We start from the raw sequence: 24,167 nt of genomic DNA, 5'->3' as shown, positions 1-24,167 counted from the left end.
TAAGACAGAGGCGAAGGCTTTAGGGCTGCTGCGCAGCCCAGCGGGGATAAATCCCCTCGCCACAGAAAAGCGCTCTCAGACAGGGCTGCGTTCACGCAGCTCCTGCAACCGATCAGCCCCGCCTTCGGCTACGCGATTCTCGATCAAGCGATCGGAGCCGCCTTCGGCTACGCGATTCTCGATCAGGCGATCGGAGCCGCCTTCGGCTACGCGATTCTCGATCAGGCGATCCGATCCACCTTCGGCCAACTGATGTGCAGCCTGTTCGTAAGACGACGGTGCGCTTTCGGCCGCGGCGATGTTCGATAGGCCGACGCCGCCAACCAGGGTCAGGGCGATTGCCAGGGACGAGAGTTTCGAGAAGTTGATCATGGTAGTTCTCCTTGCGCTTGATTGAGTGGGCCAGTGCAGCGGGTGTGTGCTGCTGTCCGGTGTGTGCAGTTAAGCGCCCGGGTGTATCGAGGATGTGTGCCGCAAAGGACCGAAATCGGCGGATTCGTATCAATCGGCTGCTCCTATACAGACCGATACAAAACGCCTTCGGAAAATCCCTCGCCCAACCGGGAGGCTGCGGGGCGCCTCGCAACGGTGACCGATAATCGCACGGTAGTTCCGCCTGGATCGGTCAACCGGTCAAGCAAGGTTATTGACCGGATTAACTGGGTAGTACATTTTAGCGGTCACCCAGCCTTGCCATGTCCAGGCGAGGCCATAATAAAAACAGAGGATCCCCTCATGCGTGCCCGTCAACCGAACTTGTCCTCATTGCGTACCTCCCTTTGCGGTGCTTTCCGGAATATTCCAGCGTCGATCCGATAGCGCTCGCCCTGTCGCCGGCTACACGGCCGGTGTCTGGATCAACCTGGAGGTGTTCAAGATGACAAAAGTCGTCGATCTGTATTTCAAGCTGCTCAAGTTGCTGATCGTGCTGTGCATGGTCGCGATGATCGTGCTGGTGTTCGGCAATGTAGTGCTGCGCTATGCCTTCAACTCCGGCATCAGTGTGTCGGAGGAACTGTCGCGCTGGTTCTTCGTCTGGATGATTTTTCTAGGTGCCCTCGTGGCGCTCAAGGACCGCGCGCACCTGGGCATGAACAGCCTGGTCAAGCGCTTGCCGCCAGCAGGCAAGCGTGCCTGCCTGGTCATCGGGCATCTGCTGATGCTCTACATTTGCGGACTGATCGTCAGCGGCAGTTGGCAGCAGGCGGTGATCAACCTCAACGTGGTCGCGCCGGCTTCGGGCCTTTCGATGGCGCTGTTCTACGCCGCCGGGCTGGTGTTCGGGGTCAGCGCCACGGCGATCCTGCTGTACGAACTGTACCTGACACTGTTCGGCAAACTGCGGGATGACGATCCTTTGTCAGTCGAGGAAAGCGAAGCCGCCGGCCTCAACCCTGACACCCTCAAGAGTACCCGCCCATGACGTTGGCTATTTTCCTCGGGTCGCTGCTGGGCAGCATGGCGTTGGGTATCCCGATTGCCTTTGCCTTGCTGGTGGTCAGCGTCGCGTTGATGTTTTACCTGGACTTGTTCGACGCGCAGATCATTGCGCAGAATTTGCTCAATGGCGCCGACAGCTTTCCGCTGATGGCCGTGCCGTTCTTCATGCTGGCCGGCGAAGTCATGAATGTCGGCGGGTTATCCAAGCGCATCGTCAACATTGCCATGGCGCTGGTTGGGCATAAGCGCGGCGGCCTGGGTTACGTCGCGATCATTGCCTCCTGCCTGCTGGCCTCGCTTTCCGGTTCGGCGGTGGCCGATGCGGCGGCGTTGGCGGCGTTGCTGGTGCCGATGATGGTGTTGGCGGGGCACAACCGGGGACGTTCGGCCGGGCTGATCGCCGCCGGCAGCACCATTGCGCCAGTGATTCCGCCCAGCATCGGCTTCATCGTTTTTGGCGTGGCGTCCGGCGTGTCGATTTCCAAGCTGTTCCTGGCCGGTATCGTGCCGGGGCTGATGCTCGGCGTCGGGCTGGCCATCGCCTGGTGGTTGATCTCCCGGCGCGAGAACGTCGAGACGGCGCCCAAGCGTTCCCGAGCCGAGGTACTACGCACGTTGCTCGATGGCAGTTGGGCGATGGGCTTGCCGTTGATCATCATCCTGGGCCTCAAGTTCGGCATCTTCACGCCAACGGAGGCAGCAGTGGTCGCGGCAGTCTATTCGCTGTTCGTGTCCCTGGTGATCTACCGGGAGATGAAGATCAGCCAGCTGTACGAAGTGATCCTGTCTTCGGCCAGGACCACCTCGGTGGTGATGCTGCTGGTGGCAGCGGCCATGGTTTCATCGTGGCTGGTGACCATCGCCGACCTGCCGGGCCAGCTGGCGGAACTGCTCGCGCCGTTCATGGACAACCAGACGCTCCTGCTGCTGGTGATGATGGCGTTGATCATCCTGGTCGGTACGGTGATGGACATGACCCCGACCATCCTCATCCTGACGCCGGTATTGATGCCAGCGGTGATCCAGGCGGGGATCGACCCGGTGTATTTCGGCGTGCTGTTTCTGATCAACACTGCGATTGGGTTGATCACGCCGCCCGTGGGCACGGTGCTGAACGTGGTCTGCAGCGTGGCGAAGCTGGAGTTCGAGGAAATAGTCCGGGGGGTCTGGCCGTTCATGATTGCGCAATTTGTGGTGCTGTTGCTGTTGGTGCTGTTTCCGCAACTGGTACTGGGACCGTTGAAATTCTTCACCGGCTGACACCGGTGCTCGCTGGCTCGACCTTTAAAAACAATAACGATCGGAGAGTGACATGGGAAAACTGATGAAAACCTTGCTGGCCGGGGCGTGCGCGACGGGCTTGCTGCTGACCGGCGTGGCCAGCCACGCGGACGAGATCCGTGAGCGGACCTTGCGATTCGCGTTCCAGAACGTCAAGGAACATCCCCAGGGCCAGGGCGCGCAGAAGTTCGCCGACCTGCTCAGTGAAAAGAGCGGCGGCAAGATAAAGGTCCGCCTGTTCCCTGGCGGAACCCTGGGCGGCGACGTACAAACGGTGTCGGCATTGCAGGGCGGCACCTTGGACATCACCGTGCTCAACTCCGGCATCCTGGCCGCCCAGGCACCGGATTACGCCATGCTCGATTTCCCCTTCCTGTTCAACGACGTCAAGGAGGCCCATGCCGTCATCGATGGGCCGGTCGGGCAGAAACTGGCGGCACAGCTGGACAGCAAGGGGCTGGTAGGGCTGGGTTATTGGGACCTGGGGTTCCGTAACCTGACCAACAGCAAGCACCCGGTGACCAAGCTCGAAGACCTGCAGGGCTTGAAGCTGCGCGTCATCCAGTCACCGATCTACCTGGAAACCTTCTCAGCCCTGGGCGCCAACCCGGTGCCGATGGCGTTCCCCGAGGTGTACACGGGCCTTGAGCAGCACACCATCGACGGCCAGGAAAACCCGTTCACGGTGATCGAGGGCAACAAGTTCTACGAGGTGCAGAAATATCTTTCCGTCACCGGCCACATCTTCAACCCGCAGTCGTTGATCATCAGCCAGAAAACCTGGAACCGCCTCAACGACGACGAAAAGGCAATGATTCGCGCAGCCGCAGCCGAGGCGCAGACCTTCCAGCGTGAAGTCACCGAGACGAGCATGGAAAAGGCCAAGGCGACGCTGGCCGGTGCGATGACCGTCAATGAAATCACCCCGGCCGAGAAAGACCGCTTTCGCGAGCGCGTGAAGCCAGTCGTCGACAAGTTCGCCAAGTCGTTGGACGGGGATCTGGTGAAAATGATGTACGACGAAATCAACAAGGTGCGTGCCGCGCAGTGAGTTGAAGCACCCCCACGGACGGTCCATACGAAGGGCGCCCGGACACTGTCCCGGCGCCCTTCGTTTTGCCTGGGGCGGATGACTTCGATGCGCAACCAGTACGGTGGCGGCGTCTCGTAGGCCCAACCTGATGTCGTTTGTGGAACAGTCATGGCCGGTCGATGTCACAGGCATGCCTCCAGACTTGTTAGGCTATGGCACTTACTCTCGTTTTCACTTGGAACAGCGGGGCTTTTCAGACCATCACGCGCGCGTGCGTGTTGCATAATCAAAGGAGGTTCACGTGGGTAAAGATCCTGTAGACGATCTATCAGGAAAATCCCAGACGCCCGGTACGGAGGGGATACCTGCCCCTAGCGGCGAGGCAAATCTCATCGAAACAGACTACGTCATCGGACAGGACAATTTCCGCGGTGAGTTTTCTTTCTCCCTGGACATCCATGGCAAGGTTTTCCTCATCTCTGCCGCCACCGTTTTGTTGTTCGTCATCGTGACGCTGGCGCTGCAAAATGAAGTCGAGCCGCTTTTCAGCGCCATGCGCGGATGGCTGACCCGGCACCTGGCCTGGTTCTTCATGAGCGCAGGCAATATTTTCGTTCTGTTGTGCCTGGCGTTGATCGTTTCGCCACTGGGCAAGGTGCGATTGGGCGGTCGCGATGCCACGCCCGATCATACCTATGTGGGTTGGTTCTCCATGTTGTTCGCCGCCGGGATGGGCATCGGGCTCATGTTCTACGGCGTAGCGGAGCCCATGTCGCATTATGCCGCCGCGATGGGGGGCGTGACGCTCGATCCCAGCGGGGTACGCACGGACTGGGCCCCCCTCGATGGCGCAGCGGGCGATATGAAAGGCGCTGCGGACCTGGCGATGGCTGCGACGATTTTTCACTGGGGTCTGCATCCCTGGGCCATCTACGCCATCGTGGCGTTGTCCTTGGCCCTGTTCTCGTTCAACAAAGGCTTGCCGCTGTCGATTCGCTCGATTTTCTATCCGTTGCTGGGGGAGCGCGTCTGGGGCTGGCCAGGGCATATCATCGATATCCTGGCGGTGTTCGCGACGCTGTTCGGGCTGGCGACCTCGCTGGGCATCGGTGCCGAGCAGGCCGCGGCGGGGATTGAACATCTGTTCGGCATTCCATCGTCCAACGTCAGCAAAGTGGTACTGATCATCGGTATCACGCTGATTGCCCTGTGGTCGGTTCTGGCCGGGCTGGAGAAGGGCGTCAAGCTGCTCTCGGAAATTAATATGGGCCTGGCGCTCCTGTTGCTGCTCTTCATCATCGTCGTCGGTCCCACCTTGGCCATTCTTACCGGCTTCTTCAAGAACGTGGTGACCTACGCTGAATACCTGCCCGCATTGTCCAATCCTTTCGGCCGTACGGACGCCGAGTTCACCCAGGGCTGGACAGCGTTCTACTGGGCCTGGTGGATCAGCTGGTCGCCCTTTGTAGGCATGTTCATTGCGCGGGTCAGCCGGGGCCGGACCGTCCGGGAATTTCTGATTTCTGTCTTGCTGGTGCCTTCGCTGGTGTCGGTGCTATGGATGACCACTTTTGGCGGGACGGCCATCGACCAGGCCACCTTGCAGGGATTGAGTGGGGTAAAGGATGCAGTGTTGGAACTCAAGCTGTTCGCGATGCTGGAGGCGCTGCCCCTCAAGGAAATTTCCTCGTTGCTGGGCATCGTGCTGGTGATCGTGTTCTTCATCACTTCGTCGGACTCCGGCTCGCTGGTAATCGACACCATCACGGCCGGCGGCAAGGTCGATGCGCCTGTGCCCCAACGGGTTTTCTGGGCGGTCATCGAGGGCGTGATCGCGATTGCGCTGCTGTTGGGTGGGGGGCTGGTCGCCTTGCAGGCCATGGCGGTTTCGACCGGGCTTCCCTTTGCCATCGTTCTGCTGCTGGGCTGTATTTCCCTGGTGAAGGGATTGATGTCAGAACCGCGATCCTGATCGCCTGAAGATTGGCTGGGGCGAGGCGCGCCCCAGCGTTCAATCCCAGAGCTGCCCGACCGCCACGGACGGGCTGTAATGGGTGGCTACCTGCGCTTGCAACAGCTCGGCCGTGGCCAGTGCATCGGTCAATGCATGGTGGGCGTGATAGGTGGGCAGTCGATAACGCAGACGCGTATCGGCCAGCCGGATGGAGGCCGGTGGCCGCCGCAACAGCCGGTCCAGCCAACGGCGCCGACCCCTGACCCGCCATGCCTCCAGCTGCATCGTGTCAATGACCGGAAACTGCAGGCCCTCTCCAAGGTGACGCCGAAACGCCTCGTCCAGAAAGTCGCGCTCGATGGCCCGGTAATGCACCACCATGATTCGCCCCGCCAATGCTTCCAGCAGGTTGTCCATGATGTCGGGGAATCGAGGGGCATGACGGATGTCGGCATGGGTAATGCGATGGAATGTCACCGACTCATGGGTCAGCGTGGAAGGTTTGATGACCCAGTACAGGGCTTCGCCGCAACGTATTCGCTTGAGGGTAAAAGGCATCAGGCCGATGCTGACGATGCTGTCGCTGCGGGCGTTCAAACCAGTGGTTTCCAAATCCATGGCCAGCAATTCCACTTGTTCCAGCGCGGTCTGGCCGTCGATCACCCCTGTCTGGTAGAAACGCTGCAGCAGGGGATGGCGTGCTTGTCGCGCCAGTTGTTCGAAGCGCGCCGCCCAGTCCGGCATCGTCCGTTCGGTCGCTACTCGTGGGGCGTTCATCGGGATGGCCGGGCGTGACCGGGATAGCGGAAACGCAGGAATTTCTGGGCATTGCTCAACACCTGGAAGGCTTCCTTGAGGTTGTGCCGCTCAGCGGTTGAGAAGCGCTCGGGCTCGATGTAATTATCCGGTTTGCGACCCTGTTCGATGGCATCGACCTGGTGCCGTATGCGCACCATCGACAGGAACTCCAATGCGTAGCGCAGATGCTCGATGGCCTCGGGTGGTACCCATTGCGTTTGGCCGATGGCATCGAGCCGATCGAATGAATTTTGCGCCGTGGTGCCACACGCCAGCGCGTGGATGCGGATCAGGTCGGTGAGGGGTGCCGTGCCACGGCCCTTGAGGTTGATGATCTGTTTTTGTTCCCCATCCGTTTCCATGACAAATGTGCGAAAGAAACCCAGGGGCGGCGTGCGATTCAATGCGTTGCGCGCCATCGCCGCCAGGAAAGCCGGAGTATCCCTGGACTTCTGCGCGCAAAGCGTCTTGAGCGATTCGACCATGTCCAGCGCGCCATAGACCCCGTCCAAGTCAAAAAAGATGCAGCTGTTGAGCAGGGTGGCGGCGTTCGGTTTCTCGATCCACTGGCTGAAATAGCCACGCCACACTCGCAATGGCTGGCGCCACTGGACGTTGGTCGCCATGATCCCGCCCTTGCAGTAGCTGTAGCCGCATTGGGCGAGCCCGTCGCTGACGAACGCAGCCAGCTTGCGAAAGTAATCGTCATGCAGCGCTGGGTCGAAACGATCGTCCAGCACCAGGGCGTTGTCCTGGTCGGTGACAAGCAATTGTTCGTCACGGGCCATCGAGCCCAGCACCATGAAGCAATACGGAACCGGTGGTGGTCCCAGTTCGCGTTCGGCCAGTTCAAGCAGGCGCTGGGTGAAGGCACGACCAATGCCCGAGATGGCGCTGCCGATCATGTGGGCGGTCGCGCCGTCGCGGACCATGCGTATGTAGGTCCCGCGTAGGTCGCGCAGCAATGAGCGAAGACCCTCGACACTGGTCTGGTTGGAAATACTGTTTACCAGGTACAGGCTGCTCTGAGACTCGTGTCGGATGATGTCCGACAGATTGATCAAGCCCAGCGTGCGGCCCTTGTGCATCACCGGAAGGTGATGGATGTTGCTCCTGAGCATGCACAGCATCGCCTCGAACAACGAGTCATCGGCCTGGATGGCCACCGGGTTGATCGACATCACTTCGCCGATGGTGGTTTCGCCGCTGCGGTTGGCGGCCACAACGCGGGTGCGCAAGTCCCGGTCGGTCACGATGCCGAGCATCTGCTCGGGATGTTTCCCGGCTGGCTCAAGGACCACGACACAGGAAACGCTTCGTTCGGTCATCAACTGTGCGGCTTCCCGGACGCTGGTTTGCGGCGTAACCCAGACCAGATCCCGGGAAATCAATGCACGGGACTTGAGCTGGATCAGCTCGCTCGCACGGCCTTGGGCCTCGACGGCTGACTTGAGCCTGGAATGCCCCTCGGCTTCGACAAAGTCGGCGAAACTGTCGTGCCGCTCGCATAACTGGGCGAATACATCCGCCGGAATGAAATAGATCAGGCTGTCTTCCAAGGCCTTGGCCGGGAAGCGCACCCGGTTGCTGCGCAGCAAGCCCGCCTGGCCAAAGATATCGCCCTCGACCAGCCGGTTGTACAGTTCGCCGCTTCGCCGATAGATCTCGACCGCGCCGCTGCGTACGTAGTGCAGGTCATGAATGGCCGCACCTGCTTCGAGGATCGGGCTTGAGGCCTTGAAATACGCGACTTCGACGCGCCGGGCAATTTCCTCCAGGGTCTCCTGAGGAAGGGCATCGAATGGCGGAAAACGATGAAGGTGCTCACTGATTTCCAGTAATTCGATCTGCATGGGGCCTCGTGACAGTTCTGTTTGAAGGCCCAACATGCCAGACCATGGCGCCGCACACAAACCTGGGAGCGTGTACGGCCACCGGTTCGTTATTGAGCTTGAGGCACGGCCAGCCACTGCCCGATGACTTTCTGATAGCTGCCGTTGGCCTTGCTCAGGTGCAACCACTGGTCGACGTACATCTTCCAGGTGTTGTCGTCACGGGGCAGCAGATAGGCTTTCTCGCCATATTGCAGGTAGCGGGTAGGGTTGACGGCGCACAGGCCCGGCTTGAGTTTCTGCTGGTAGAGCGCTTCCGAGGCATCGGTGATCATGACGTCGGCGCGTTTGTCCAACAGCTCCTGGAAGATCGTCACGTTGTCATGGAAGGCGAGCTGGCCCTTGGGCAGGAATGCCCGCACGAAGGCTTCGTTGGTGCCACCGGCCGGCTCGACGAGGCGCACCGAAGGCTGGTTCATCTGCTCGATGGTCTGGTAGCGCGACTGGTCTTCGCAACGCACCAGCGGGATCTTGCCATCCACGTCCAGGGTGTTGCTGAAATAGGCTTTCTTCTGTCGTTCCAGGGTCACCGAAATCCCGCCCATCCCGATGTCGCACTTGCCCGCCAGCATGTCGGGCATCAACGTTTTCCAAGTGGTCTGGACCCATTGCGCCTTGACGCCCAGGCTGGCGGCCAGCGAGCGGGCCATGTCGATGTCGATGCCTTCGTATTCCCCCGATTCGGCCTTGTAGGTGTAGGGCTTGTAGTCGCCGGTGGTGCACACGCGCAGTTCACCTTGCTGGATCACTTTGTCCAGATGCGAAGCCGTTGGTTCGGCCAGGGCGCTGCCGCAGAATGCCAACAGGCCAAAGAGCGTCATCGTGCTTGTTATGATTTTCATGGGATGGGACGCCTCGCAAGGGAAGGGGACAAGACGGGGGAGTGTAGTAAAACTGCCGGCGGGCTGTCACTGGAACGTCGACGCGAATGCTCAGCCTGCCGTGCTCTCGCACGCCTGGAGGTTTTTCAGGTAGGCGCAGAACATATCTGCCATGGCATCGGCATAGCTCTGGACTTCTTGCCGAACGCGAGGCGTTGCCGAAAACCGTTTCCCCACGGAGCTGAGGGTGGCGATGATCAGCTCACCGGCCAGGGCGCGGGTTTGCATACTCGCGTCCGGCAGCACTTGCTGCATGAACGCATCCACCGATGCCTGCACTGAAGTACGTGCCGCCTGGTGCTCAGGCGCATCCCGATAAAGTGGCGCAGCGTCGTTGAGCGCGACGCGAATCTGCGCTTCGTCGCACTCGGACTGGATGAACGCCTGCACAAGGGTTCGTAACCGCGAGAGGGGCGGTGTGGAGGGATCTTCCAGAATGTCTCGCAACATATCGCTGGTCTGCCGCCATTCATCACTTTGCAGCCGAAACAGGATCGCTGCCTTGTTCGGAAAGTACTGATACACCGATCCGACGCTCACACCCGCTCGCTCGGCAACGCGGGCAACGGTGAAGCGTTGGGCGCCCTGACTCGCCAAAACCTGAACAGCCGCTTCCAGGACTGCCGCCACAAGCTCGGTGGACCGTGCCTGTTTTGGCTGCTTGCGTGAGGAAATCTGCGGGCTTGGGCGATCGGACATGGCGGCATCGGCCTTGGAAAAGGAATGCGAATAGGAAATACGACGGATTATTCGTATCTTGAATGCGACTAATTGATCGCATTTTAGGCGGCTGCGCAAGCGGCATTCCACTTGACTTCGCGTCCCTTTCCATGGGTAGGGTTATGACTCAAGAAAATATTCATCCGGGTGCCTCTGTGGCGCCCCCGGCAGCCGTCGATACCAATCCGGTATTCAAGTTGTTGCCGCTCACGTTGACCGTGTTCATTGGCTTTCTCACCATCGGCATGCAACTGCCAGTTTTGCCGCTTCATTTGCACGACACGCTGGGGATGGGCACGTTGGTGATTGGCCTGGTAGTGGGTGCACAGTTCGCCGCGGCGCTGCTGTCGCGATCCTGGGCCGGCAATTTCGCCGACCTGCGCGGCGGCAAGCGCGCGGTCATGGTCGGGCTGGTGACTGCGGCGGTTTCCGCTTTGGTCTATCTGCTGTCCCTGGCGTTCGTCGCTACGCCGGTGTTGTCGGTCTGGCTGTTAGTAGGCGGTCGCGTGCTGCTGGCGATCGGTGAAAGCCTGATCGTCACTGGGGCGTTGGGGTGGGGCATCGGTCTTGTAGGGGGGCAGCATGCCGGCAAGGTCATGGCCTGGAATGGCATTGCCATGTATGGCGCGTTCGCCCTGGGCGCCCCGCTTGGCGTGGCGCTCGATTCGGGTTGGGGATTCATGGGCATCGTTGTGGCGTCGGCGTTTATTGCGCTGTTGGCCTTGGCGGTTGTCGCCGGCGTCCGCGGCGTAGCCCCTACGGCGACCCGGCGCACACCGTTCTACAAGATGTTCGGCGCGGTATGGGTTCCCGGCATGGGCCTGGCGTTTTGCAGCGTCGGCTTTGGTGTCGTGACAGCGTTCATTGCCTTGTTATTCGCGGCCAGGGATTGGGGCAACGCTTCGCTCGCGTTCACGGCGTTCGGTCTGGCCTTCATCGGCGCGCGGCTGTTGTTCGGGCATCTTCCGGACAAGATCGGTGGCGCGCGTGTCGCATTGGTCTGCGTCGTGATCGAGGCCGTTGGGCTGCTGCTCATCTGGGGCGCCGATACGGCATTCATCGCCTATCTCGGCGCCGCGTTTACCGGCTTCGGTTATTCCCTGGCGTTTCCCGGTTTTGGCGTGGAAGCAGTGCGGCGTGCTCCGCCGCAGTCACGTGGCCTCGCCATGGGCGCCTATGTTGCCTTCCTCGATATTTCCCTGGGCATGACCAGCCCGCTGGCTGGTGTGCTGGCCAGTGGTTGGGGCATCGAGGCGGTTTACCTGGGTGGTGCTGTTGCGGTTGCGTTGTCGTTCGGGGTGGCCTTGATGTTGCTCCGAAGTCGGGAAATACAAGTTCAATACAAATCCTGAGCCTTGTTCAGGTTATAGAAGACTTTCTATCTCGCTTTTCCAGACAGGAGCGTTGCTCATGCACGTATTCGTTACCGGTGCCACGGGCTGGGTTGGGTCGGCCGTGGTGCAGGATTTGCTCGGCGCCGGGCATCAAGTTACCGGCCTGGCTCGTTGCGAAGAAAAGGTTGCCGCGCTCGCCGCCACCGGCGCGAGAGTAATTCAAGGGACGTTGGATGATCTGGATGTCCTGCATCATGCAGCGTCGGCGGCGGATGCGGTTATTCACACCGCTTTTAATCATGATTTTTCACGATTTGCCGAAAATGCCGAGCAAGACCGTCGTGCGATTATGGCACTGGGCGGCGCGTTGCAAGGCTCCGAGCGACCTCTATTGGTGACCTCGGGCTTGTTCGGATTGACCCGGGGCGCCAGTGAGCTGGAAGTGGTCAGCCCGGCCTCGCCTCGCAAGTCCGAAGCCACGGCTCGGGATCTGACCGAGCGTGGTGTGCGCGTGGCGACGGTTCGGTTGGCGCCATCGGTCCATGGCGTCGGCGACTATGGATTCGTACCGATCCTGATTCGCCTGGCCCGTGAGCAGGGCGTATCGGCTTATCTCGGCGACGGTAACCATTGCTGGTCGGGCGTGCATCGACTGGATGCGGCACGGGTCTATCGATTGGCGCTTGAGCAGGGCGTGACCCAGTCCGTCTACCACGCCGTCACCGACGAAGCTGTACCCTTCAAGGACATTGCCCAGGCGATAGGACGTGGCCTGGGAGTGCCGGTCGAGTCCCGAGAGCGCGAGCATTTTGGCTGGTTCGCTCACATGGCGGGCGCGAACATGGCGGTGTCCAGTGAGTACACCCGCGGTTTGTTGGGTTGGGTGCCGAGCGGGCCGGGGTTGTTGGATGATCTTGAACATCCTGGTTACTACATCAGCGCGGAATGATCCCGTGGTCGATCGCGTATTTCACCAGGGCCGCGGGCTTGTCGATGTTGAGCTTTCGGCGAATGCTCAGGCGGTGGGTTTCGACGGTGCGGACGCTGATGTCCAGCTCGCGGGCCATTTCCTTGTTGTTGAAGCCCTGGACCATTTTCTTCAGCACCTGGGTCTCGCGCGGCGTCAGCTCGCTGTCGGTGTGTGGGTCGGTGGCGAGGCGCTGGGCGATCTCGGCGCTGTAGAAGGTGCCGCCGTTGATGATGGCCTCGATGGCGGCGATGATTTCCTTCGACGGCGAGTTCTTCAGGACATAGCCGCTGGCGCCGGCGCGCACGGATTCGCTGACGTACTCATGATTGTCATACATGCTCAGGACCAGGATCTTCAAGCCTGGGTGCTGCCTGCCCAGCAGCCGGGTCAGCTCAAGGCCGTTCATGTCCTTGAGGCCGATGTCCATCAACAGGAGATCCGGCTGGCAGCGTTCGACCATTTCGATGGCCTGTACACCATTCTCCGCTTCGCCAACCACATCCAGCCGGGGCATGACGGACAGCAGGGCGCGGATGCCGTCCCGGACCAGGGAATGATCGTCGACCAGGGCGACGCGTATGGCTGGAGACAGGGTCATCGGCAAGGGCTCTTGTTGAATTCAAGGCGCATCAGCTTTCCGTGGTGGGCATGGTCATGGGCAAGAGGATATCCAGTTCGCTTCGTCCTGGCACCGATGTCATGTCCAGCCGCCCGCCAAAATGCTCGACCCGTTCGCGGATATTACGCAAGCCGATGCCCGTATGGCCGCGCTCGACCTGTGGAACGTTGAAGCCCATCCCGTCATCCACAACGGTCAGGCGCAAGGACTGGCCGGAGCCGAACAGGGTGATGGCGACACGCTTCGCCCCGGCGTGACGCTCGATGTTGGTCAGCGCTTCCTGGGCGATGCGAAACAGCGAGACCGGTGCGCCGTTTTCCAGGCGACAGTCGAATTCGTTGCTTCGGTAGGACACTTCCAGGCCGCTGCGTTGCTCGAATTCGGCCGCAAGCTGGCCGATGGCGGCAGGCAGGCCCAGGGTGTCGAGCAAAGACGAGCGCAGGTCGTGGGAGATGCTACGGATTTCACCGATGGCTTCACCCAGTCGGTCCGTGGCGTTTTTCAAGATGCCCACTCCATTTTCCTGGCCGTTCTCGATGACGTGGCTGGCCAGCTCGAACTGGAACTTGATCGACACCAACAGTTGGCTGATGCCGTCATGCAATTCACGGGATACCCGGGAGCGCTCTTCCTCTTGCAAGCTGACAATGCGCTGGTTCAAGCGCTGCAGTTTCTTGTCGGCCAGGCGATGCTCGCTGACGTTGAGGGTAATGCCGCCGGCGAACACCAGCAGCACCGCGATCAGAGCAATGGCGGCGATCGCCTGCATGGTGGTGTGGATGCCTTGGGCCACTTCGGCGCGGGCCTGTTGGGTGGCACGCTCCACGTCCTCCAGGTAAATCCCGGTGCCGAGCATCCAGCCCCAGCGATCGAGCATCACGACATAGGCCAGTTTGTCGGTCACCTGGCCGGAGGAAGGCTTGTTCCAGGCATAACGCTGGAAGCCTTCACCCGATTCGGCGCTCTTGAGCAACGCCTGGATGACGGGCAGGCCCTGGGGATCTTTCATGTCCCAAAGGTATTGCCCGACCAGTTCCGACTGCCGGGCGTGCATCAGGCTGCGACCCTGGCGGTCGTACACGAAGAAATATCCGTTGATACCGAAGCTGAGCTTGCGCAGCTCTTCCAGTACCTGCTGCTGTGCCCGCGCGTCGCCCTGGCCGTTGTCATACAGCGGCGCGATCAGGCTCTGCGCCATCTCGACATAGTTCTTCAATTCGGCGCGCTTGCTCGCCAGGATGCTGTCTTCGATCAGTTGCGCCTGTTGATCACCCAACTGGCGGTTGAGCGAGATGACCAAGGCACCGATGACAGCAATCGCCAGGACCAGCGGCAGGATCCCGAGAGCAACGATTTTGTGTTTGAGCAGCATCTTTACTCCAGTCCGGGCGCGGCGGGGAGGCGAATGGCGGCATCATATGCCAAACCTGTGCGCGCGGCATAAGACCTGTGGGAGCGAGCCTGCTCGCGAAGGCGATGGGGCAGTCAAATCATCATTAACGGACACGCCGCTTTCGCGAGCAGGCTCGCTCCCACAAGGGAATCGGGGTTCTACGTAGTACTACGGATTTATTTATTGACGGCATGCAGGGATATTGGGCCGGCTCCGAATAGCCGGGGCACACTATAAAAACAATCGCCGCAATCCATTGGATATCGGCAGGAGACACGCAATGACAACCCGTTTGGTTAAACACCTCGCCTGGTTTGCCGTGGCTGTTCTGGGAGCTTGTGCGCTGAGTGTCGTGGCCTTGCGCCGCGGAGAGCCGATCAACGCCCTCTGGATCGTCGTCGCAGCCGTGGCCATTTACCTGGTCGCCTATCGCTACTACAGCCTCTTCATCGCCAACAACGTGATGCAACTCGATGCGCGCCGGGCCACGCCTGCCGTGCTCAACAACGATGGCCTGGACTACGTCCCGACCAACAAGCACATCCTGTTCGGCCACCACTTCGCGGCCATTGCCGGCGCGGGGCCGCTGGTCGGGCCGGTGCTGGCCGCGCAGATGGGCTACCTGCCCGGCACGCTCTGGCTGATCGCCGGCGTGGTGCTGGCCGGTGCGGTGCAGGACTTCATGGTCCTGTTCCTGTCCACCCGCCGCAACGGTCGCTCCCTGGGCGACATGGTGCGCGAGGAAATGGGCCGTATTCCCGGCACCATCGCGCTGTTCGGCTGCTTCCTGATCATGATCATCATCCTCGCGGTGCTGGCGCTGATCGTGGTCAAGGCCCTGGCCGAGAGCCCGTGGGGCATCTTCACGGTGATGGCGACCATCCCGATCGCGATGTTCATGGGCATCTACATGCGCTACATCCGCCCGGGCCGCATCGGCGAGATCTCGATCATCGGCGTGCTGTTGCTGTTGGGTTCTATCTGGCTGGGCGGGCAGATCGCCGCCGATCCGGTCTGGGCCAAGGCCTTCACCTTCACCGGAATCCAGATCACCTGGATGCTGATCGGCTACGGTTTTGTCGCGGCGGTCCTGCCGGTGTGGCTGATCCTGGCGCCACGGGACTACCTGTCGACCTTCCTCAAGATCGGCACCATCGTCGCCCTGGCGATCGGCATCCTGGTCACCATGCCCGAACTGAAAATGCCCGCGCTGACTCAGTTCACCGACGGCACCGGGCCGGTGTGGAAGGGCGGCTTGTTCCCGTTCCTGTTCATCACCATCGCCTGCGGCGCGGTCTCGGGCTTCCATGCGCTGATCTCCTCGGGCACCACGCCCAAGCTGCTGGATAACGAAACCAACGCCCGCTACATCGGTTACGGCGGCATGCTGATGGAGTCCTTCGTGGCCATCATGGCGATGGTTGCCGCCTCGGTGATCGAGCCGGGCGTGTACTTCGCCATGAACAGCCCGGCGGCGATCGTCGGCACTGACGTGGTGGCCGTGGCCCAGACCGTCAGCAGTTGGGGCTTTGCAATCACCCCCGACGCGCTGCAAGCGGTGGCCAAGGACATCGGTGAAACCACCATCCTGGCCCGTGCCGGCGGTGCGCCGACCCTGGCGGTCGGTATCGCGCAGATCCTGCACTCGGTGCTGCCGGGTGAGAACACCATGGCCTTCTGGTATCACTTCGCGATCCTGTTCGAAGCGCTGTTCATCCTCACCGCGGTGGACGCCGGCACCCGTGCCGGGCGGTTCATGCTGCAGGATCTGCTCGGCTCGTTCGTGCCGGCCCTCAAGCGAACCGAATCCTGGACCGCCAACCTGATCGCCACCGCCGGCTGCGTCGCGCTGTGGGGTTACTTGCTGTATCAGGGCGTGATCGATCCGCTGGGCGGCATCAACACCTTGTGGCCGCTGTTCGGCATCTCCAACCAGATGCTGGCCGGTATCGCGCTGATGCTCGCCACCGTGGTGCTGATCAAAATGAAGCGCCAGCGCTACGTCTGGGTCACGCTGCTGCCGGCGAGCTGGCTGCTGATCTGCACCACCACCGCGGGCCTGATCAAGCTGTTCGACGCCAACCCGGCGATCGGCTTCCTCGCCCTGGCGCGCAAATACAACGATGCCCTGGCCGCCGGCCAGATCCTGGCCCCGGCCAAGAGCATCGAGCAGATGCAGCACGTGGTGTTCAATGCCTACACCAACGCAACGCTGACGGTATTGTTCCTGTTCGTGGTCTTCAGCATCCTGTTCTACGCGCTCAAGGTCGGCATCGCCGCCTGGGGCACGAAAGAGCGCACGGACAAAGAAGCGCCATTCCAGGCCCTGCCGGACGCTTGATAGAGGATTGCAACGATGTTCAATGACTTGAGTCGCCTCGGTAAATACCTCGGTCAGGCCGCCCGCCTGATGGTCGGCATGCCCGACTACGACAACTACGTCGAGCACATGCAAACCAAGCACCCGGACAAGCCGCTGATGGACTACGAGGCGTTCTTCCGAGAGCGCCAAGAGGCCCGTTACGGCGGCAAGGCCGGGCCCAAGTGCTGTTGAACTGAGGCCCATCCCTTGTGGGAGCGAGCCTGCTCGCGATAGCGGTGGGTCAGTTAATGATGAATTGACTGACCTGACGCCATCGCGAGCAGGCTCGCTCCCACAGTTGTTTTGGGGTGGCCTCAGGACTTTCTGTACACCACCGGTTCCCTTGTGGGAGCGAGCCTGCTCGCGATAGCGGTGGGTCAGTTGGTGAGGAATTGACTGACCCGACGCTATCGCGAGCAGGCTCGCTCCCACAGTTGTTTTGGGCTGGTCTCAGGATTTTTGTACACCACCGGTTCGCTTGTGGGAGCGAGCCTGCTCGCGATAGCGGAGTGTCAGTTGGTGATGAAATGACTGACCTGACGCCATCGCGAGCAGGCTCGCTCCCACAGTTGTTTTGGGCTGGTCTCAGGATTTTTGTACACCACCGGTTCCCTTGTGGGAGCGAGCTTGCTCGCGATAGCGGTGGGTCAGTTGGTGATGAATTGACTGACCCGACGCCATCGCGAGCAGGCTCGCTCCCACAGTTGTTTCGGGCTGGTCTCAGGATTTTTGTACACCACCGGTTCCCTTGTGGGAGCGAGCCTGCTCGCGATAGCGGAGTGTCAGTTGGTGATGAATTGACTGACCTGACGCCATCGCGAGCAGGCTCGCTTCCACAGTTGTTTTGGGTTGGCCTCAGGATTTTTGTACACCACCGGTTCGCTTGTGGGAGCGAGCTTGCTCGCGATAGCGGTGGGTCAGTTGGTGATGAATTGACTGACCCGACGCCATCGCGAGCAGGCTCGCTCCCACAGTTGTTTTGGGCTGGTCTCAGGATTTTTGTACAGCACCGGTTCCCTTGTGGGAGCGAGCTTGCTCGCGATAGCGGAGTGTCAGTTGGTGATGAATTGACTGACCCGACACCATCGCGAGCAGGCTCGCTCCCACAGTTGTTTTGGGCTGGTCTCAGGATTTTTGTACACCACCGGTTCCCTTGTGGGAGCGAGCTTGCTCGCGATAGCGGTGGGTCAGTTGGTGATGAATTGACTGACCCGACGCCATCGCGAGCAGGCTCGCTCCCACAGTTGTTTCGGGCTGGTCTCAGGATTTTTGTACACCACCGGTTCCCTTGTGGGAGCGAGCCTGCTCGCGATAGCGGAGTGTCAGTTGGTGATGAATTGACTGACCTGACGCCATCGCGAGCAGGCTCGCTTCCACAGTTGTTTTGGGTTGGCCTCAGGATTTTTGTACACCACCGGTTCGCTTGTGGGAGCGAGCTTGAACTGGTCAAGTAATCTTGGACACCGATTAAGGTTCACGCCGCCAACCTTTCCTTCGCGACCGGCGACCTGTAGTCGTTGTAGCTGTGAGGCCTGCTGATGTTGTAGCGCGAGACATAGCGCTGCACGTCTGCCCGGGCCTCATGTTCCAGTTTGTAGCCCGTTTCAGGAACCCACTCTGATTTCAAACTACCAAAGAAACGCTCCATGGGGGCGTTGTCCCAGCACTCGCCTTTACGGCTCATACTTTGCCTAAACCCGTGTTTCACAAGCTCGTTTCGGAATTTATGACTGGTGTACTGACAACCTTGGTCTGAATGAAACAACACATCCTGGGGGTGGCCGCGTAGCTCAACCGCCATGCGTAGCGCTTCGCAGGTCAGGTTGGCATCAGAAATCATCGAGAACGACCAACCCACGATCCTCCGAGCGTACAGATCCAGAACGGCGGCGAAGTACATCCACCGCTTGCCGACCTTGATGTAAGTCACGTCGCCACACCACACCTGGTTAACCGCCGTTACATCAAATTTTCGCTTGAGCACGTGCGGCGCCACCAATGCCTCAACGCCCGGCGACTTGTACTTATGGCGCCTGCGCTGACGACTAGCGATGCCAGCTTCGCGCATCAAACTGCGAGCCATATAACGTCCGATACGATGCCCTTTGGCTTTTAGCTCCTTGGACAAAGTACGTGCGCCGGCCGACTCTCTGGACGCCCTGTGGTGCCTGACCAGCGCGGCTTTGAGCTTGTCCCGTTCAGGATTTGCTCTGCCTTGGCGCTGGCGCCAGGCGTAGAAACTACTGCGGTTGATCCCAAACGCCCGGCAACACCTTTTAACGCCGTATTGCTCGTCCAGCTCATCGATCAGCGTGAATGATCTTTGGCGTCCAAAAGCAGGAGAGCACTGGCCTTTTTTAGGATTTCAATGTCCAGGTCTTTCTCCCTGAGTAGGGCTTTGAGCCTCTGGATTTCTCGCTGATCAGCGGTAATCGCCTTGGCCCCTACCGGGGTCGAACCCAGGCGTTCTTTTTGCACTTGATCGACCCAGCGGCGCAGAGCAGTGGGGCCGATATCTAGGCTGGCACAGACCTCGGTAACCGGCTGGCCTTCATCCAGCACCATGCTGGCAGCCTTGAGCTTGAACTCACTCGAATAAGATTTACGCATATCCAAACACCTCAGATTTGGGCGCTATCATAGCGCCCGATTGAAGTGTCCAAAATCATTAGGCCAGTTCAGCTTGCTCGCGATAGCGGTGGGTCAGTTGGTGATGAATTGACTGACCCGACGCCATCGCGAGCAGGCTCGCTCCCACAGTTGTTTTGGGCAGGCCTCAGGATTTTTGTACACCACCGGTTCCCTTGTGGGAGCGAGCTTGCTCGCGATAGCGGTGGGTCAGTTGGTGATGAATTGACTGACCCGACGCCATCGCGAGCAGGCTCGCTCCCACAGTTGTTTTGGGCTGGCCGTGGGATTGCGTACACCACAGATCGCCTTGTGGGAGCGAGCCTGCTCGCGATAGCGGAGTGTCAGTTGACGAGGATTTGATTGACCTGACGCCATCGCGAGCAGGCTCGCTCCCACAGTTGTTTTGGGGTGGCCTCAGGATTTTTGTACAGCACCGGTTCCCTTGTGGGAGCGAGCCTGCTCGCGATAGCGGAGTGTCAGTTGACGAGGATTTGATTGACCTGACGCCATCGCGAGCAAGCTCGCTCCCACAGTTGTTTTGGGCAGGCCTCAGGATTTTTGTACACCACCGGTTCCCTTGTGGGAGCGAGCTTGCTCGCGATAGCGGAGTGTCAGTTGGTGATGAATTGACTGACCCGACGCCATCGCGAGCAGGCTCGCTCCCACAGTTGTTTTGGGCTGGTCTCGAGATTTGCGTACATCACCGCTCCCACACGGCTGGTCGAAACGCTTAGTCCGCCAACAACACCGCCGCATCAAACCCCACCCGCAAGTTGCCCCAGTGACGGCCGCCGAAGAAGAACGGCACGTCGATCTCGGTCATGATTTCCCCGGTGTCGCGCAGGTAGGTCTGGAGCAGGAAGCGCTGGACGTTGCCCGCAGCGCGCAGGCCGATCGGGTCGTTGAAGATCCGCTTGTTGCGGCAAACCGGTAGGTCCACCGCGCGGTCTCCGGTCGGTTGTTTGGACACCCAGCTGTTATTGACCGGGCAATACCCCTTCGTATCGACAATGAACGAGACCTTGCCGCCCGGCGTACTGCGGGTGAGCTTGTCGCATTCTTCCTGGCAGACCCGGGCAAAGCGTTCGGTATAACTGGTCATGTATTGCTTGGGATCGGTGCCGGGAATCAATTGGTAATTCTGGTCGAACAGGTTGACACCTTCATCCTGCAACGCCTGCAAATGAACCTGCAGCGTGTCGCGGCATTCGCTGGCACGGGTGATGGCGGCGTCCAGCTTGCCGTGGCCAAGCACGAAGCGGCCCAGTAGCGTCTGGACTTTCTCCGCCACGCCAGACAGGTCGCGGGTAGCGGTCGCCGATTGCTGCATGCGTTGGTCGATCGACTGGCTGTCGGCGTGGATCTGGGTGACTCGTTCGTTGATGCCAGTGTTGGTATCGGCGAATTGCTGGATATGGTCAGCGATGTCGGCCAACTTGCCGTTGGTGGATTCGAAGTCGACGATCATGCTTTCGAAATGACCGGACGCGCGTTCAACGACTTTCTGGGTTTCCCGGGCGCTGTGGCTGATCTGGGTGGTCTGTTCGTGGGTCGAGCTGACTTCCTGCAACATGGCGTCGATGTTACGGGAGATATCGTCGGTGGCGCGGCTGACGTTCTGCGCCAAGGTGCGCACTTCATCGGCGACCACCGCAAAGCCACGGCCACTTTCCCCGGCACGCGCGGCTTCGATGGCGGCGTTGAGGGCCAACAGGTTGGTCTGGGCGGAAATCTGCTGGATCAGGCCGACAATCGACTTGATGCTCGAAGAGCGCTGGTTGAGGGCGTCCACCAGCCCGGCGAACTCGCCGAGGCTGCTGGAAATCTCGCTGATGTTGCCGGTCACTTCCAGCAATTCGGCGTAGGAGTCCCGGGCCATGCTCAGGTTCTGCGCGGTGGTCCCGGATATGCCCTGGGTCTGGCGCGACACCTCTTCGATACGGCCCACGGCGGTATTGCTCTGCTCCATCACTTCCTTGGCGAAGCGCGCCTGGTGCGTCGCGCTGTCGCTGGAATCACTGATGTTCTTCAGCGAGCGGGCCGATTCGACGGCGATATGGACGGTCAATGCCTGGACGTTGCTAATGATCTCGCGCTGCTTGGCCAGGAAACGGTTGCAGGTGGCGGCCAGCGTGCGGATCTCGTCGTGGGTCACCAGCGGCAGGTCCTTGGACAAGTCGCCTTCGCCGTTGGCGATCTCTTCCAGGGCTTTGGTCATGGCGGTAACGGGGCGCACGATGAGGTGGCGGAAGTACCAGACCATGAAACTGACCATGGCCAGCGTCAAAAGCGCGCCGAAGAGCAGCGCATGGGTGAGGCTGTCGAGGCGGTCTTGAATCTGTCCCAGCAGCGCGGCGTCAAGCTGGGCAGTGCGCAACTGCAGGACGATATCGGCGCGGGCGCTGAGGGCCACCCAATAAAGCAAGGCACTGACCGCGACCAAGAGGAAAAGGCTTGAAAGCTTTTTGGTGAGGGTATCGAAAAATTGCATTTCGATAGACTCATACAAGGCCTTTAACGTCTGCATCACAGCTCCAGGGAAAAAATAGATTCGATGGCATACATTCGACCGAGAACGGCAAAGCTTTAGGGGGTTGGGGCGATTTGATATCACCCTGGGATTCTGACGCGGCCTGGCCCTGTCATTTCGGTGCGAAAGGGATGTCAATAACTGTTGTTACGAATTAGACGAAAGTCGTACTAGCGCCTTGCCCAGCGACTGCTACGGTTTGAAGTGCAAAACAATAACAACAAAACAAGAGGGCGCTTCGATGTCCACTGAAAAACAACAGGCTGCGCGTGCCTACTGGACGGAAAATCTACGCTGGATGCTGGTGTTGCTGGTCATCTGGTTCGTGGTGTCGTTCGGTTTCGGCATCTTGCTGGTCGACTCACTCAATACCATCAGTTTCTTCGGCACGCCCCTGGGGTTCTGGTTTGCCCAGCAGGGGTCCATCTACGTCTTTGTGCTCGAGATCTTCTTCTATGTCTGGAAGATGAATCAGCTTGATCGCAAATATGACGTTCACGAAGACTGAGGGCGGCGCACATGGACACAAAAACCCTGATCTACCTGGTCGTAGGCGCCACCTTTGCGTTGTACATCGCGATCGCGATCTGGACGCGGGCCGGCTCCACCAGTGAATACTACGTCGCCAGCAAGGGCGTGCACCCCGTGCTCAACGGCATGGCGACCGGTGCGGACTGGATGTCGGCGGCGTCGTTCATTTCCATGGCGGGGATCATCGCCTTCGCGGGGTACGACGGTTCCGTCTACCTGATGGGCTGGACCGGCGGCTACGTCCTCCTGGCGATGTGCCTGGCGCCGTACCTGCGCAAATTCGGCAAGTTCACCGTGCCCGAGTTCGTTGGGGCGCGTTATTACTCGCAGACGGCGCGGGTGGTGGCGGTAATCTGCGTGATCTTCATTTCCTTTACCTACGTGGCGGGGCAGATGCGCGGCGTAGGCATCGTGTTTTCCCGCTACCTGGAAGTGGACATCAACACCGGCGTCATGATCGGCATGGCCATCGTGTTCTTCTATTCGGTGCTGGGCGGCATGAAAGGCATCACCTACACCCAGGTGGCGCAGTACTGCGTGATGATCTTCGCCTACATGGTGCCGGCCATTTTCATCTCGATGATGATCACCGGCAATCCGATCCCGCAGCTGGGCTTCATCAGCGAAGCCGCCGGCTCGGGGCAGAGTGTGATCGAACGGCTCAATGGCCTGGGCGCCGAGTTGGGCTTCTCTGCCTATACCAATGGCACTAAGTCGACCATGGACGTGTTTTTCATCACCATGGCGCTGATGGTGGGGACCGCGGGCCTGCCCCATGTGATCGTGCGGTTCTTCACCACCCCCACCGTCCGGGACGCACGCAAGTCTGCCGGCTACGCGTTGCTGTTCATCGCGATTCTCTACACCACCGCACCGGCGGTGGCAGCGTTCGCTCGTACCAACCTGCTGACCTCCATCCCCAACGTCAGTTATGCCACCGCGCCGGACTGGTTCAAGGCCTGGGAAAATTCCGGACTGATTGCCTGGGCGGACAAGAACAACGACGGCATCATCCAGTACAGCCCTGGGGCGGCGCTGGTCGGGGCGCCGAGCTTTACCGGCGAACGTGGGGCGCATGAGCAGCGGTTGCTCAAGAACCAGCTTTCGCCGGTGCCCAACGAGCTGTATGTCGACAACGACATCATGGTGTTGGCCAACCCTGAAATCGCCGGGCTGCCCGGTTGGGTAATTGCCTTGATCGCTGCCGGTGGGCTGGCGGCGGCGCTATCGACGGCAGCGGGGCTGTTGCTGGTGATCTCCACCTCGATCTCCCATGACCTGCTCAAAAGCAACATCATGCCCAGGATCAACGAGAAGCAGGAGTTGCTCGCGGCGCGTATCGCGGCCGGTGTGGCGGTATTGATCGCCGGATTGTTCGGCATCTACCCACCCGCATTCGTCGCCCAGGTGGTGGCGTTCGCCTTCGGGTTGGCGGCGTCTTCGTTCTTCCCGGTCATCGTCATGGGGATCTTCTCCAAGCGCATGAACCGCGAAGGCGCGATTGCCGGGATGATCGTCGGGCTGACCTTCACGTTCACCTACATCGTCTATTTCAAATTCATCAACCCGACGATGAACACGGCTGAACATTGGTGGCTTGGTGTGTCCCCTGAAGGCATCGGCACATTGGGCATGGTATTCAACTTCCTGGCGGCCCTGGTGGTGTCACGCTTCACCGCGCCGCCACCGGAGCACATCCAGCACTTGGTGGAGGATATCCGCGTACCGAGGGGCGCCGGCGCCGCCATCGATCACTGACCTTCAACGAGCCCCAAAACGGAGAGGGGACCGATAAAGG

20 protein-coding genes are annotated in these 24,167 nt (G+C 60.2%); 10 read left to right on the top strand and 10 right to left on the bottom strand.

The genetic code is table 11. The features are described 5' to 3' along the window. Positions 1 to 75: 75 nt before the first annotated feature. Complete coding sequence (locus J3P76_RS14010; RefSeq protein ID WP_434700860.1) at positions 76 to 372, bottom strand: phage infection protein; 297 nt, start codon at positions 370 to 372, stop codon at positions 76 to 78. A gap of 505 nt (positions 373 to 877) precedes the next feature. Here J3P76_RS14010 and J3P76_RS14005 point away from each other — a divergent pair. The 4 genes from J3P76_RS14005 (at position 878) to J3P76_RS13990 (ending at position 5,726) form a co-directional block, all read left to right on the top strand. Beyond that, positions 878 to 1,423, top strand: a complete 546-nt coding sequence (locus J3P76_RS14005) for a TRAP transporter small permease (RefSeq protein ID WP_434611162.1) — start codon at positions 878 to 880, stop codon at positions 1,421 to 1,423. Continuing rightward, on the top strand, positions 1,420 to 2,700 hold the full coding sequence (locus J3P76_RS14000; RefSeq protein ID WP_420766519.1) for a TRAP transporter large permease subunit: 1,281 nt from the start codon (positions 1,420 to 1,422) through the stop codon (positions 2,698 to 2,700). The genes J3P76_RS14005 and J3P76_RS14000 overlap by 4 nt, the downstream gene beginning before the upstream one ends. Before the next feature lie 52 nt (positions 2,701 to 2,752). Next, positions 2,753 to 3,772: a TRAP transporter substrate-binding protein gene (locus J3P76_RS13995; protein ID WP_420766518.1), complete on the top strand. Its 1,020-nt coding sequence runs from the start codon at positions 2,753 to 2,755 to the stop codon at positions 3,770 to 3,772. 283 nt (positions 3,773 to 4,055) lie between these two features. Next, positions 4,056 to 5,726, top strand: coding sequence for a BCCT family transporter (locus tag J3P76_RS13990; RefSeq protein WP_434611164.1), 1,671 nt, complete (start codon positions 4,056 to 4,058; stop codon positions 5,724 to 5,726). 39 nt (positions 5,727 to 5,765) lie between these two features. Here the strand turns inward: J3P76_RS13990 and J3P76_RS13985 are convergent, their stop codons facing one another. The 4 genes from J3P76_RS13985 to J3P76_RS13970 form a co-directional block, all read right to left on the bottom strand. Then, positions 5,766 to 6,485, bottom strand: coding sequence for a 3'-5' exonuclease (locus J3P76_RS13985; protein ID WP_434611166.1), 720 nt, complete (start codon positions 6,483 to 6,485; stop codon positions 5,766 to 5,768). Continuing rightward, positions 6,482 to 8,359 carry a DUF294 nucleotidyltransferase-like domain-containing protein gene (locus J3P76_RS13980; protein ID WP_434700859.1) on the bottom strand — a complete coding sequence of 626 codons (1,878 nt, stop codon included), beginning with the start codon at positions 8,357 to 8,359 and terminating at the stop codon, positions 6,482 to 6,484. Before J3P76_RS13980 ends, J3P76_RS13985 begins: the two co-directional genes overlap by 4 nt. Before the next feature lie 89 nt (positions 8,360 to 8,448). Beyond that, entirely contained in the window at positions 8,449 to 9,240 is a 792-nt protein-coding gene (locus J3P76_RS13975) for a transporter substrate-binding domain-containing protein (protein ID WP_434611168.1), read from the bottom strand. A gap of 90 nt (positions 9,241 to 9,330) precedes the next feature. Next, positions 9,331 to 9,978, bottom strand: a complete 648-nt coding sequence (locus J3P76_RS13970) for a TetR family transcriptional regulator (RefSeq protein ID WP_420766632.1) — start codon at positions 9,976 to 9,978, stop codon at positions 9,331 to 9,333. 143 nt (positions 9,979 to 10,121) lie between these two features. Between J3P76_RS13970 and J3P76_RS13965 the strand changes: the two genes are divergently transcribed. After that, entirely contained in the window at positions 10,122 to 11,351 is a 1,230-nt protein-coding gene (locus tag J3P76_RS13965) for an arabinose transporter (protein ID WP_434700858.1), read from the top strand. Between the two features lie 58 nt (positions 11,352 to 11,409). After that, on the top strand, positions 11,410 to 12,282 hold the full coding sequence (locus J3P76_RS13960; protein WP_434700857.1) for an SDR family oxidoreductase: 873 nt from the start codon (positions 11,410 to 11,412) through the stop codon (positions 12,280 to 12,282). Here J3P76_RS13960 and J3P76_RS13955 read toward each other — a convergent pair. Further along, positions 12,269 to 12,901 (bottom strand): response regulator, encoded by a 633-nt coding sequence (locus tag J3P76_RS13955; RefSeq protein WP_434700856.1) that lies wholly within the window; start codon positions 12,899 to 12,901, stop codon positions 12,269 to 12,271. The genes J3P76_RS13960 and J3P76_RS13955 overlap by 14 nt on opposite strands. 31 nt (positions 12,902 to 12,932) lie before the next feature. After that, positions 12,933 to 14,294, bottom strand: coding sequence for a cache domain-containing protein (locus J3P76_RS13950; protein WP_434611177.1), 1,362 nt, complete (start codon positions 14,292 to 14,294; stop codon positions 12,933 to 12,935). A gap of 301 nt (positions 14,295 to 14,595) precedes the next feature. On the opposite strand from J3P76_RS13950, the gene J3P76_RS13945 reads away from it, so the two are divergent. Both J3P76_RS13945 and J3P76_RS13940 read left to right on the top strand, forming a co-directional pair. After that, entirely contained in the window at positions 14,596 to 16,656 is a 2,061-nt protein-coding gene (locus J3P76_RS13945; RefSeq protein ID WP_045156376.1) for a carbon starvation CstA family protein, read from the top strand. A 15-nt stretch (positions 16,657 to 16,671) separates the two neighbouring features. Next, the gene (locus J3P76_RS13940; RefSeq protein WP_072390895.1) at positions 16,672 to 16,869 is read left to right on the top strand and encodes a YbdD/YjiX family protein; all 198 of its coding nucleotides are present in this window, start codon (positions 16,672 to 16,674) and stop codon (positions 16,867 to 16,869) included. 1,282 nt (positions 16,870 to 18,151) lie between these two features. Here the strand turns inward: J3P76_RS13940 and J3P76_RS13935 are convergent. From J3P76_RS13935 to J3P76_RS13925, 3 genes are all read right to left on the bottom strand, one after another. After that, positions 18,152 to 18,976 carry an IS3 family transposase gene (locus tag J3P76_RS13935; RefSeq protein WP_434611621.1) on the bottom strand — a complete coding sequence of 275 codons (825 nt, stop codon included), beginning with the start codon at positions 18,974 to 18,976 and terminating at the stop codon, positions 18,152 to 18,154. A gap of 8 nt (positions 18,977 to 18,984) precedes the next feature. Then, complete coding sequence (locus tag J3P76_RS13930) at positions 18,985 to 19,287, bottom strand: transposase (protein ID WP_014717988.1); 303 nt, start codon at positions 19,285 to 19,287, stop codon at positions 18,985 to 18,987. 751 nt (positions 19,288 to 20,038) lie between these two features. Further along, entirely contained in the window at positions 20,039 to 21,835 is a 1,797-nt protein-coding gene (locus J3P76_RS13925; protein ID WP_420766768.1) for a methyl-accepting chemotaxis protein, read from the bottom strand. Positions 21,836 to 22,079: 244 nt separating this feature from the next. Here J3P76_RS13925 and J3P76_RS13920 point away from each other — a divergent pair, with 244 nt between their 5' ends. Together J3P76_RS13920 and J3P76_RS13915 are read left to right on the top strand one after the other, a co-directional pair. Continuing rightward, a complete protein-coding gene (locus J3P76_RS13920) occupies positions 22,080 to 22,346 on the top strand; it encodes a DUF4212 domain-containing protein (RefSeq protein ID WP_420766769.1) in 267 nt (88 codons plus the stop codon). 11 nt (positions 22,347 to 22,357) lie between these two features. Further along, positions 22,358 to 24,127 (top strand): sodium:solute symporter family protein, encoded by a 1,770-nt coding sequence (locus tag J3P76_RS13915; RefSeq protein ID WP_420766770.1) that lies wholly within the window; start codon positions 22,358 to 22,360, stop codon positions 24,125 to 24,127. Positions 24,128 to 24,167: the final 40 nt, after the last annotated feature.

The sequence above is a fragment of the Pseudomonas sp. D1-36 genome (assembly GCF_051132205.1).
In the GTDB taxonomy this organism is placed as follows: domain Bacteria; phylum Pseudomonadota; class Gammaproteobacteria; order Pseudomonadales; family Pseudomonadaceae; genus Aquipseudomonas.
This window is presented reverse-complemented; position numbering and strand designations above follow the sequence as displayed.

Excerpts from the sequence above, each read along its gene's own strand:
- J3P76_RS14010 (WP_434700860.1), bottom strand. The coding sequence starts at position 372 with ATGATCAACTTCTCGAAACTCTCGTCCCTGGCAATCGCCCTGACCCTG.
- J3P76_RS14005 (WP_434611162.1), top strand. The coding sequence starts at position 878 with ATGACAAAAGTCGTCGATCTGTATTTCAAGCTGCTCAAGTTGCTGATC.
- J3P76_RS14000 (WP_420766519.1), top strand. The coding sequence starts at position 1,420 with ATGACGTTGGCTATTTTCCTCGGGTCGCTGCTGGGCAGCATGGCGTTG.
- J3P76_RS13995 (WP_420766518.1), top strand. The coding sequence starts at position 2,753 with ATGGGAAAACTGATGAAAACCTTGCTGGCCGGGGCGTGCGCGACGGGC.
- J3P76_RS13985 (WP_434611166.1), bottom strand. The coding sequence starts at position 6,485 with ATGAACGCCCCACGAGTAGCGACCGAACGGACGATGCCGGACTGGGCG.
- J3P76_RS13980 (WP_434700859.1), bottom strand. The coding sequence starts at position 8,359 with ATGCAGATCGAATTACTGGAAATCAGTGAGCACCTTCATCGTTTTCCG.
- J3P76_RS13975 (WP_434611168.1), bottom strand. The coding sequence starts at position 9,240 with ATGAAAATCATAACAAGCACGATGACGCTCTTTGGCCTGTTGGCATTC.
- J3P76_RS13970 (WP_420766632.1), bottom strand. The coding sequence starts at position 9,978 with ATGTCCGATCGCCCAAGCCCGCAGATTTCCTCACGCAAGCAGCCAAAA.
- J3P76_RS13965 (WP_434700858.1), top strand. The coding sequence starts at position 10,122 with ATGACTCAAGAAAATATTCATCCGGGTGCCTCTGTGGCGCCCCCGGCA.
- J3P76_RS13960 (WP_434700857.1), top strand. The coding sequence starts at position 11,410 with ATGCACGTATTCGTTACCGGTGCCACGGGCTGGGTTGGGTCGGCCGTG.
- J3P76_RS13955 (WP_434700856.1), bottom strand. The coding sequence starts at position 12,901 with ATGACCCTGTCTCCAGCCATACGCGTCGCCCTGGTCGACGATCATTCC.
- J3P76_RS13950 (WP_434611177.1), bottom strand. The coding sequence starts at position 14,294 with ATGCTGCTCAAACACAAAATCGTTGCTCTCGGGATCCTGCCGCTGGTC.
- J3P76_RS13945 (WP_045156376.1), top strand. The coding sequence starts at position 14,596 with ATGACAACCCGTTTGGTTAAACACCTCGCCTGGTTTGCCGTGGCTGTT.
- J3P76_RS13940 (WP_072390895.1), top strand. The coding sequence starts at position 16,672 with ATGTTCAATGACTTGAGTCGCCTCGGTAAATACCTCGGTCAGGCCGCC.
- J3P76_RS13930 (WP_014717988.1), bottom strand. The coding sequence starts at position 19,287 with ATGCGTAAATCTTATTCGAGTGAGTTCAAGCTCAAGGCTGCCAGCATG.
- J3P76_RS13925 (WP_420766768.1), bottom strand. The coding sequence starts at position 21,835 with ATGCAGACGTTAAAGGCCTTGTATGAGTCTATCGAAATGCAATTTTTC.
- J3P76_RS13920 (WP_420766769.1), top strand. The coding sequence starts at position 22,080 with ATGTCCACTGAAAAACAACAGGCTGCGCGTGCCTACTGGACGGAAAAT.
- J3P76_RS13915 (WP_420766770.1), top strand. The coding sequence starts at position 22,358 with ATGGACACAAAAACCCTGATCTACCTGGTCGTAGGCGCCACCTTTGCG.